The sequence below is a fragment of the Pseudonocardia sp. genome, from assembly GCF_029263155.1.
Classification (GTDB): domain Bacteria; phylum Actinomycetota; class Actinomycetes; order Mycobacteriales; family Pseudonocardiaceae; genus Pseudonocardia.
This window is the reverse complement of record NZ_JAJCYB010000043.1, coordinates 68,044-78,317: the sequence shown is the minus strand read 5'-3', so window position 1 is coordinate 78,317 and position 10,274 is coordinate 68,044. Positions and strand designations below refer to the sequence as shown.

The window sequence follows — 10,274 nt, the reverse complement described above, 5'->3', positions numbered from 1 at the left end:
CGCGTATCTTCCGCATCTGATGGGTGCCCTTCCGCCCGGGACTTTGATCTCTTCGCACAGACCATTTTCCCAGCTCAGCAGGGCACCCATCCTCATTTCGGGGCCCGTGTCGCGCACCTACCTGCGGATTCGGGTCTGACCGGAGTCCTCCTGTGTCCAGTCGGTTCCTGCTCGTTCCCGCCCTCACCCTGACCCTCGTCCTCGCCGGCTGCGGTGGGGGCACCCCCATCGCCGAACCCGCCGCCGCCCCGGCACCCGATCCTCTCGACACCGCCACGACCGAGGAGCTCTACGCGCAGGCGCAGGAGGAGGGGCAGGTCGTCGTCTACTCCTTCACCAGCCGCATCGCCGCCATCGAGCCGGTGTTCGAACAGCGCTTCCCCGGCGTCGACCTGCTCCCGACCGACATCTCCTCCACCGAGCAGATCGCGCGGCTGCGGGCCGAGGGCCAGGCCGGCACCGGCGGCGCCGACGTCGCCTACCTCTCGGACGCGCCGGTGGTGCTGACCGAGTTGCTCGACGAGGGCCTGCTGCGCAACTACGTCCCGCCCCGGGTCGCCGACGCGGTGCCCGCCGAGTACACGTCGCCGCTGGTGGCGAACCGCCTCTCGACCAAGACGCTGATGTACAACGAGCAGGCCCATCCCGAGGGCCCGCCGGTGACCAACCTGTGGCAGCTCACCGACCCGGAGTGGAGCGGCCGGGTGGTGATGGTCGATCCGAACGTGCGCGGCGACTACCTCGACCTGATGACCGAGATCGTGCTGCGCTCGACGGAGATGGAGGCGGCGCACCAGGAGCTGCGGGGCGGCCCGGTCGTGCTGTCCGACGGGATCGAGACGGCGGGCGAGCAGTGGATCGCCGACCTCTACGCCAACGGCGTGGTGCTCGTCGACGACACCGACAACGTCAACGCGGCGATCGGGCTGCGCGGCCAGGAGAACCCGCCGATCGGCTTCACCTCGTACTCGGACCGCCGGGACAACGCCGACGAGGGCTGGGCGCTGCAGGCCGCCACGGGCGTGGTCCCGGCGCCGGGCATCGCGTTCCCCGCCCTGCTCGCGATCACCCGCGACGCCGCGAACCCCGCCGCCGCCCGGCTGCTGGTCGACCTGCTCATGGGCGACGACAGCGAGACCGGCGGCCCCGGCTTCGAGCCGTTCTACGTCGCGGGCGACTACCCGACCCGTTCCGACGTGGTCGCGCCCGCCGACGCGGTCTCGCTGGCCGAACTGGGGGCGTGGGAGATCGACCCGCAGGCTACGGCGGACGCCCGCGGCGACGTCGCCGACCTGCTGCTGACCCTGGAGTGAGCACCCGACTGCGCACCACCCTCCGGGATCCCGTCGTCGTCCTCGGTCTGGGGACGGCGGCGGTCCTGGCGGTCCTGGTGCTGGCCCCGCTGGTCGGGCTGATCGCGACGACGTTGCGCCCGGACGGCATCGAGGCCTGGTCCGACGTGCTCACCGGGCGCCTCGCGCCGGCGCTGTTCTACGAGCCGCTCGGCAACTCGCTCGTGGTCGGCGTCGCGACGGCGCTGGGGTCGACGCTGCTCGGCGGGTTCACCGCCTGGCTGGTGGTGATGACCGACGCCCCGTGGCGGCGCACGATCGGGCTGCTGGCGATGGTGCCGTTCGCGCTGCCCAGCTTCGCCCTCGCCCTGGCCTGGGAGACGGTCTTCCGCAACGACCTGATCGGCGGGCGCGTCGGGATCCTGTTCGACCTGGGCGTCCCGGTGCCGGACTGGCTGGCCTGGGGTGCGGTCCCGGTCGCGGCCACGCTGGTGGCCCACTACTACTCGCTCACGTTCGTGCTGGTCGCCGCGGCGCTGGCCACCGTGAACAGCGAGTTGCTGGAGGCCGGGGAGATGGCCGGGGCCTCCCGGCTGCGGGTGGCGCGGTCGATCGCGCTGCCGGTGGTGGCGCCGGCGATCGTGTCCAGCGCGCTGCTCGCCTTCGCCGAGGGCGTCTCCAACTTCGCCTCACCCGCCCTGCTCGGGTTGCCCGTGCGGTTCCAGACCGTGTCGACGAGGCTCTACGGCGCGATCGCGACCGGGGAGACCGTGCGCGGGTACGTGCTGGCGCTGCTGCTCATCGGGGTGGCCGCGCTGCTGCTGTTCACCAGCACGCGGTTCGTCGGCGGGCGCCGCTCGTACGCCACGATCACCGGCAAGGGCGGGCGCCGGTCGCTGACCCCGCTGGGTGCGGCCCGTCGCCCGCTCGCGCTGCTGGCGATCGCGCTGTGCGCGGCGACGACGGTGCTGCCCGGGCTGGTGCTGCTGGCGTCGAGCTTCGCGCGTCGCACCAACTCGCTGACCGGCGGGTTCACCCTGCACTTCTGGACAGGGGAGTCCGATCCGTCGATCGCACAGGGGCAGCGCGGGGTGCTGCGCAACCCGCAGATCGTCGAGGCCACGCTGACGACGGTCGGGCTGGGCCTGTCGGTCGCGCTCGCCGCCACGGCGCTCGGGCTGGCGGTGGGCTACTCGGTGACGCGGCTGCGGGTGACGCCGCTGGCCACCGCTCTGTCGACGTTGTCGTTCCTGCCCTTCCTGGTGCCCGGCATCGCGCTCGGGGCGGCGTTCATCGCGCAGTTCGGGCGCCCGGTCGGGCCGATCCCGGCGCTGTACGGCACGTTCGCGTTGCTGGTGCTCGCCGGGGCGGCGTACACGCTGCCCTACGCGGCGCAGGCCGGGCGTTCGGCGGTGGGGCAGATCGCGCCGGACCTGGAGGAGTCCGCGCAGATGGCCGGCGCCGGGCTGGGGCGGCGGCTGGCGCGGATCGTGGTGCCGCTGGCGTCACGCGGGCTGCTGGCGGGAGCGGTGCTGGTGTTCGTCAACCTGGTGCGTGACCTCTCGCTGGTCGTGCTGCTCGTCACCCCGGCGACGCCCCTGTTGTCGGTGCTCACCTTCCGGTACGCGTCCGAGGGGTTCGCGCAGTTCGCGAACGCCATCACCGTGATCATCGCCGTCATCTCGGTGGGGGCCACCGTCCTGGCCCGCCGCCTGCAGGGCGCGGCCCAACCCTGGCTGGAGAAGACGTGATCACCGTTCGCGGGCTGGAGAAGCGTTTCGGCGCGGGCGGCCGCGCCGCCGTCGACGGCATCGACCTCGCCGTGCCGCAGGGCGCGTTCCTGGTGCTGCTGGGCCCGTCGGGCTGCGGCAAGACCACCACGCTGCGGATGCTCGCCGGGCTGGAGCGCCCCACCGCGGGCGAGATCCGGTTCGGTGACCGGGTGGTCGTCGGCGTCGGCACGGTGGTGCCGCCGTCGCGGCGCGGGGCCGGGCTGGTGTTCCAGAGTTACGCCCTGTGGCCGCACATGACGGTGCGTGCCAACGTCGAGTGGCCGCTGAAGGTGGCCGGGACGCCGGGTCGCAGCGAGCGCGTCGCCGAGGTGCTGGACCTGCTCTCGATCGGCGAGCTGGCGGCCCGCTACCCGGGCGAGATCTCCGGCGGGCAGCAGCAGCGGGTCGCGATCGCGCGCATGATCGCGCCACGGCCGTCGGTGCTGCTGTTCGACGAGCCGTTGTCCAACCTCGACGCGAAGCTGCGCGTCGAGACCCGCGCGGAGCTGCTGGCCGTGCACCGGGCGACCGGCGCGACGAGCGTGTACGTGACGCACGACCAGGTGGAGGCGATGACGATGGCCACGCACGTGGCGCTGATGCGCGAGGGCCGCGTCGAGCAGTTCGGGGCGCCCCTGGAGCTGGTACGGCGCCCCGCCACCGCGTTCGTGGCGACGTTCATGGGCACGCCGCCGGCGAACCTGATCGACGGCCCGGGCGGGGAGCGCCACATGTACCGCGCGGAGTCGCTCCGCCTGGACCCCGCGGGCGACCTCGAGACGCGCTACACCGAGACCACCCCGCTGGCCGGGCGCTACGTCGTCGCCGGGGTCCGGGACGGCCAGCGGATCTCGGTGGTGACCGACGCCCCGCCCCGGCTGGCCCTCGGTGACGTGATGCGGGTGGCACTGCCCGACCGGCCCGACGCCGTCTTCGACGCGGCCACCGGGCTGCGCCGGTGAGGCTGCTGCTGGTCCGGCACGGGGAGACCGCCTGGAACGCCGCGCACCGCCTGCAGGGTGACCACGACGTGCCGCTCTCCGAGGCCGGCCGCGCCCAGGCCCGCGCCCTGGATCCGCTGGTCGCCGCCCACGTGCCCGTGCGGGTCGTGACGTCCCCGCTGGCGCGGGCGCGGGAGACCGCCGAGCTTCTCGGGTACCCGGAGGTGACCGGCGACCGGCGCTGGCAGGAGGCGCACCTGGGCGACTGGACCGGCCGGCCGGCGTCCGAGCTGCCGGTGCCGGCCTACCCGGACTGGCGGGCCGGGCGGTACACCCCGCCGGGTGGCGAGTCGTTCGCCGAGCTCACCGCCCGTGTCGTCGAGGCGGTGGCCGGGCTGGACCGCACGGCAGGCACCACCCTCGTCGTCACCCACGGCGGCCCGATCCGGGCGCTGTGCCACCACCTGCTGGGCCTGCACCCCACGCTGGTCGTCCCGGTCGCCCCGGCCAGCCTCACGGTGCTGGAGCTGGACGGCACGGACGCGCGCCTGCGGATGTACAACGTGACCCCGACCGCCGCGGCGCCGGACCCGACGGACTGAGTCCCACCGGACGAGTGGGGAGCTCGACCACCGCGTCGAGCCGGTCCAGCCGCGACCGGTCGTGGGTGATCAGGATCAGGGTGCGGTCCTGCGTCGCCGTCAGGAGGTCGTCGAGCACCTCGTCGCGGGTGTCCGGGTCCAGGTGCGCGGTCGGCTCGTCGAGGACGAGCACCCGCGGGTCGACGAGCAGCGCGCGGGCCAGCGCCAGGCGTTGCCGCATGCCGCCGGAGAGCCGCTCGCCGCGCAGGCCGGTGTCGGCGTCGAGGCCGCCCGCGGGGGCCAGCGACGCCGTCAGCCGGACGCGGTCGAGCACCGCGGCCAGCTCGGCGTCGGTGGCCTCCGGCGCGGCCACCCGCAGGTTGTCGCGGACGGTCCCGGCGAACACGTGCGGGTCCTGCGGCACCCCGGACACCGTGCGGCGCACGTCGTCGGGGTCCAGCGTGGTGACGTCGACGCCGTCGAGGTGCACGGTTCCCGCGTCCGGGTCGCGGAAGCGGAACAGCACCGCGGCCAGCGTGCTCTTGCCCGCCCCGCTCGGTCCGACCACGGCGATCCGGCGCCCCGGCGGCAGGTCCAGGTCCAGCCCGTCGACGGCCCACGGCTCGCCGGGCCCGTAGCGCACGCGCAGGCCGCGGATGCGCAGCCCCCGCTCCGGCCGGACCGTCGCGGCGGGGGAGCGGTGCACGTCCGGTGGGGTGTCGAGGACGTCGAACAGCCGGGCCCCGGCCGCGCGCAGCGCGCCCAGCCGACCCGCGACACCGGGCAGCGGTGCCACGATCTCGAACGCCGCGAGTGCGGTGAGCACCAGCACCGCGAGCGGCACCTCCCCGAGCGTTCCCCGCTGCACGGCGGCGACCCCGAGTAGCAGCGTGCCCCACAGCGTCAGGCCCGCGACCAGGGCGGACGCCCCCGCACCGAGCCCGAGCAGCGCGGCGTCCCGGCGGGCGATCCGGGTGAGGGTCGCGTCGGCGGCGTCCACCCGGGCCACGGCGGCGTCCATCGCGCCGTAGGCGTGCAGGTCGGGGGCGCCGTGCAGGGCGTCGACGACGGCGGTGGACAGCTCCGCACGCGCCGCGGCCGCCCGCCGCCCCGGTCCCCGGCCCGCGGCGTACGCGACGGCCGGCACCGCGACCCCGCCCAGCGCCAGTCCCGCGGCGAGCAGCACCCCACCCGGGACGAGCAGCGCCGTCGACAGCGCGACCACCCCCGCGCCGGTCACCAGCGCGGCGAGGGGCGGGGCCAGGCCGCGGATCAGGAGGTCCTGCGTGGCGTCGGTGTCGCCGACCAGCCGGGTGACGAGGTCGCCGGAGCGGAAGCGGCGGACCGGCTCCGTGCGCGCCAGCCGCTCGTACACCCGCACCCGGACATCGGCGAGGGTGCGCAGCGCGGCGTCGTGGGTGACCAGGCGTTCGAGGTAGCGCGCCACCCCACGGGTGACGCCCAGCGCGCGCGTGGCGACCACGGCGACGCTCAGCGCGGTCAGCGGCGGTGCGGTGGCGGCGGTGGCGATGAGCCAGGCGGCGACGGCGAGCAGCGCCACCCCGGACGCCGTCGCGCACGCCCCGGCCAGCACGCCGAGCGCGAACCGGGCACCGCGCGGGCGGGCCAGCGCGATCATGCGAAGCAGCGGGTCGCACCTCACCGCGCACCTCCGGCCCGCGCCACGAGCGGCACCTCGGTCCACTCCGGGTGGACGGGAGTGCCGTTCGTCGCGTCCAGGGTGACGATCCGGTCCGCGAGGTCGGCCCAGCCGCCGTCGTGGGCCACGATCACCCCGGTCGCACCGTCCAGCAGCCGCGCCACCGCGGCCCGCACGGCGTCGGCGTTGGCCCCGTCCAGGTGGGCGGTGGGCTCGTCGAGCAGCACGATCGACGCGCCCGCGGCGCGCCGCAGGAACGCCCGGGCCAGCGCGATCCGTTGCCGCTCGCCCGCCGAGAGCCGGGCGCCGCGCTCGCCGAGGCGGGTGTCGTAGCCGCCGGGCAGCGCAGTGATCATGTCGTGGGCGGCGGCCTGCCGGGCCGCGTGGCGCACCGCGTCGTCGCTCGCGCCCGGCTCGCCGAGGCGGATGTTGTCGGCGACGGAGGCGTCGAACAGGTGCGGCCGCTGCGGCACCCACGCGATCCGCCGGCGCCAGGGGGCCGGCGGCAGGTCGGCGAGGTCGCGCCCGTCGACGGTGATCGTGCCCGCGGTCGGCTCGGCGAAGCGCAGCAGCAGGGCCAGCAGGCTCGACTTGCCCGCGCCGCTGCGCCCGGTCACCAGCGTCGTGCGGCCGGGTTCGAGCTCCAGGCACAGCGAGTCGAGGACGGTGCCGTCGCGGCCGGGGTAGGACAGCGACACGTGGTCGAGCCGGATCGTGCGTGCCGGAACGGGCAACCCGCCGTGCCGGGGAGGCGGACTCGCGGCGTGGTCGTCGAGGACGGCGAAGACGCGCTCGGCCGCGGCCACCCCCTCGGTGCTCGCGTGGAACCGCGCGCCCACCTCGCGCAGCGGCAGGTACGCCTCGGGCGCGAGGATCAGCACGAGCAGCGCGGTCTCCAGGTCGATGTGCCCGTAGAGCAGGCGCAGCCCGATCTGGACGGCCACCAGCGCCACCGCCAGCGTGGCCACCACTTCCAGCACGAACGCGGACAGGAAGGCCACCTTCAGCGTGGCGAGCGTGGCGTCGCGGTGCGCGTCGGTGGCCTCCCGGATCCGCGCCGCCTCGTCCTTCGCCCGGCGGAACAGCGCGAGGGTCGGCAGCCCCTCCATGACGTCGAGGAAGTGCCCGCCGAGGCGTTCCAGCAGCCGCCACTGCCGCCGCGTCCGGTCCTGGGTGTGCCACCCCACGAGCGCCATGAACACCGGGATCAGCGGAACCGTGAACGCGATCACCAGCGCGGAGATCCAGTCCGCCCGCGCGACGACGACCAGCACGGCGACGGGCACCAGCACCGCGAGCACCAGCTGGGGCAGGAAACGTGCCACGTAGTCGTCGAGCGCGTCGAGGCCGCGGGTGGCGAGCGTGACGACCTCCCCGGCGTCGCGGGAGGACGCGGTGACGTGCCGCACGAGCCTGCGTCGCAGCGCCGACTTCACCGCGGCCGCGCTGCGCAGCGCCGCGGTCTCCGAGCCGTACGCGAGCAGGGCCCGGGCCGCGGCGACGGCGGCGACCGCGCCGATCCCGGTGAGCGAGACCTCCGCGATCGCCGACGCCAGCAGCGAGGCCTGCAGCAGGACCAGCGCGGTGACCGCGACGCCGCCGGCCACCGCGACGGCCAGGTGTACCCGCACCGCCGCGACGCTGCGGACCAGCCGGGGATCCAGCGGTCTCATGCCGAGACCCGCCTGCGGAACACCCAGTAGCTCCACGACTGGTAGGCGATCACCAGCGGCAGGAACACCGCGCCGATCACGCTGAGCACGCCCAGCGTGTACGGCGCCGACGCCGCGTTCGCGACGGTGAGGTCGAAGGCCGGGGACAGGCGCGAGGGCAGCACGGCCGGGTACAGCGAGGTGAAGACCAGCACGGACAGCGCCGCGACGGCCACCGCCGTCGCCGCGAACGCCCACCCTTCGCGCCGCCGCGCCGCGCAGGTGACGGCGAGCAGCAGCGTGGCCACTACGACCCCGGCCACGAGGGCGCCTGCGGTCCAGGCGGCGAACACCCCCACCGCCGGCACCGCCACGACCGCGGCAGGCCGCGCGGCCGCACGGGCCCGGTACCGCACCGGACCGTCGGCCTTCAGACCCAGGAACAGCGCCCCGTGCAGCACGAACAACGCCGTCGTGGCCACGCCGCCGAGCAGCGCGTAGGGGGAGAGCAGGTCGAACAGCGAGGACCGCACCACCCCGTCGGCGCCGAGCTCGACGCCGCGCAGCATGTTCGCGAACACCAGGCCCCACCCGAACGCGGGCACCGCGCTCCCGGCGACGATCGCGACGTCGCACCAGCGCGGGTCGTCGACCCTCGACCGGTACTCCAGCCCCACCCCGCGCAGGATCAGCGCGACGACGATCAACAGCACCGGCACGTAGAACCCGGACAGCGTCGCGGCGTACCAGGCCGGGAACGCCGCGAACATCGCCCCGACGCCCGCGATCAGCCAGACCTCGTTGCCGTCCCACACCGGGCCGATCGTGGCGAGTGCCACGCGGCGCCCGTCCGCGTCGCGGCCGACCGCGGGCAGCAGCATCCCGACCCCGAAGTCGAACCCCTCCAGCACGAGGTAGCCGGTCCACAGCAGCGCGACCGCGACGAACCAGACCGTGGGCAGGTCCATCAGTGCACCCCCTCCAGGACGGGCCGGACCTGCACGTAGCGCCACAGCAACCGCACCTCGACCACGGCCAGCGCCCCGTAGAGCAGGGTGAACACGCTCAGCGAGAACGCCACCTCGCCCAGGCTCACGCCGGGGGAGACGCTCGCGGCGGTCAGCAGCTCGCCCGCCACGGTCCAGGGCTGGCGGCCGATCTCGGTGAGCAGCCAGCCGCAGATGTTCGCGGCCAGCGCGGCGGGCAGCCCGAGCATCGCCACGCCGTACATCCAGCCCCGGTCCGGCAGCCGCCCGCGGCGGGTCAGCCACAGCCCGAGCACCCCGATCCCGACCCCGGCCAGGCCCAGCCCCATCATCAGCCGGAACGCCCAGTACAGGACCGGCACGTTCGGCACGTAGTCGCCGGGGCCGAACTGCGCCTCGAAGCGCTCCTGCACGTCGGTGATGCCCTCGACCGTGCCGGCGGGGTCGCCGGTGGCCAGGAAGCTGAGCAGGTAGGGCACCTGGACGTTGACGACGTTGCGGCTGCCCTCGACGTCCCCGACCGCGAACAGCGAGAACCCGGCCGGGGACTCGCTCTCCCACAGCGCCTCCGCGGCGGCGAGCTTCATCGGCTCGTACTCCGCGGCCAGCTTCGCCTGGTGGTCGCCCGAGACCGTCACCACGACCCCGGCGACGGCCGTGGTCAGCAGTCCCGCCCGCAGGGTGCGCCGGAACAGGTCGCGGTCGTGCTCGGGGTGACGCAGGAGCCGGTAGGCGCTGACGGCCACGACGAACAGCCCCGCCACCACGAACGACGCCCCGAGCACGTGCAGGTAGGTCGACCAGGCCTGGTCGTTGGTGAGCACCGCGGCGAGGTCGGTCATCCGCGCCCGCCCGGTCGTCTCGTCCACCTCGTAGCCGACGGGATGGCGCATCCAGGCGTTGGCCGCGAGGATGAAGTAGGCCGAGAGGTTCGAGCCGATCGCCGCGGCCCAGATCGTCGCCAGGTGCGCCCGCTTCGGCAGCCGGTCCCAGCCGAAGATCCACAGCCCGATGAACGTCGACTCCAGGAAGAACGCCAGCAGCGCCTCCAGGGCCAGGGGCGCGCCGAAGACGTCGCCGACGAACGTCGAGTAGGCGCTCCAGTTCATCCCGAACTGGAACTCCTGGACGATCCCGGTGACCACCCCCATCGCGAAGTTGATCAGGAACAGCCTGCCGAAGAAGTGCGTGGCGCGCAGGTACTCCGCACGCCCGGTCCGGTGCCACGCCGTCTGCAGCGCCGCGACCACGACCGACAGTCCGATCGTCAGCGGCACGAACAGGAAGTGGTAGACCGTCGTGATGCCGAACTGCCAGCGGGCGAGATCCAGAGCGTCCACGCGCCCCCCTATCTTCTACGTCCTGTAGTAGTTCTACACGACGTAGAATG

8 protein-coding genes are annotated in these 10,274 nt (G+C 74.6%); 4 read left to right on the top strand and 4 right to left on the bottom strand.

Annotated elements, in window-relative coordinates:
• Positions 1-152: 152 nt before the first annotated feature.
• The 4 genes from Q1K26_RS07720 to Q1K26_RS07705 are packed head-to-tail and all read left to right on the top strand — an operon-like array spanning position 153 to position 4,607.
• Complete coding sequence (locus tag Q1K26_RS07720) at positions 153-1,313, top strand: ABC transporter substrate-binding protein (RefSeq protein WP_300008878.1); 1,161 nt, start codon at positions 153-155, stop codon at positions 1,311-1,313.
• Positions 1,310-3,043 carry an iron ABC transporter permease gene (locus tag Q1K26_RS07715; protein ID WP_300008877.1) on the top strand — a complete coding sequence of 578 codons (1,734 nt, stop codon included), beginning with the start codon at positions 1,310-1,312 and terminating at the stop codon, positions 3,041-3,043. The genes Q1K26_RS07720 and Q1K26_RS07715 overlap by 4 nt, the downstream gene beginning before the upstream one ends.
• Positions 3,040-4,026, top strand: a complete 987-nt coding sequence (locus Q1K26_RS07710) for an ABC transporter ATP-binding protein (RefSeq protein ID WP_300008876.1) — start codon at positions 3,040-3,042, stop codon at positions 4,024-4,026. The genes Q1K26_RS07715 and Q1K26_RS07710 overlap by 4 nt, the downstream gene beginning before the upstream one ends.
• Positions 4,023-4,607 (top strand): histidine phosphatase family protein, encoded by a 585-nt coding sequence (locus Q1K26_RS07705; RefSeq protein WP_300008875.1) that lies wholly within the window; start codon positions 4,023-4,025, stop codon positions 4,605-4,607. Before Q1K26_RS07710 ends, Q1K26_RS07705 begins: the two co-directional genes overlap by 4 nt.
• Here the strand turns inward: Q1K26_RS07705 and cydC are convergent.
• Genes cydC through Q1K26_RS07685 form a run of 4 tightly spaced genes read right to left on the bottom strand, consistent with a single transcriptional unit; the run spans position 4,519 to position 10,224 of the window.
• Complete coding sequence (gene cydC, locus Q1K26_RS07700; protein ID WP_300008874.1) at positions 4,519-6,249, bottom strand: thiol reductant ABC exporter subunit CydC; 1,731 nt, start codon at positions 6,247-6,249, stop codon at positions 4,519-4,521. The genes Q1K26_RS07705 and cydC overlap by 89 nt on opposite strands.
• A complete protein-coding gene (gene cydD / locus Q1K26_RS07695) occupies positions 6,246-7,919 on the bottom strand; it encodes a thiol reductant ABC exporter subunit CydD (RefSeq protein WP_300008873.1) in 1,674 nt (557 codons plus the stop codon). Before cydD ends, cydC begins: the two co-directional genes overlap by 4 nt.
• Positions 7,916-8,866: a cytochrome d ubiquinol oxidase subunit II gene (cydB, locus tag Q1K26_RS07690; RefSeq protein WP_300008872.1), complete on the bottom strand. Its 951-nt coding sequence runs from the start codon at positions 8,864-8,866 to the stop codon at positions 7,916-7,918. The genes cydD and cydB overlap by 4 nt, the downstream gene beginning before the upstream one ends.
• Positions 8,866-10,224, bottom strand: coding sequence for a cytochrome ubiquinol oxidase subunit I (locus Q1K26_RS07685; RefSeq protein WP_300008871.1), 1,359 nt, complete (start codon positions 10,222-10,224; stop codon positions 8,866-8,868). The genes cydB and Q1K26_RS07685 overlap by 1 nt, the downstream gene beginning before the upstream one ends.
• Positions 10,225-10,274 lie beyond the last annotated feature (50 nt).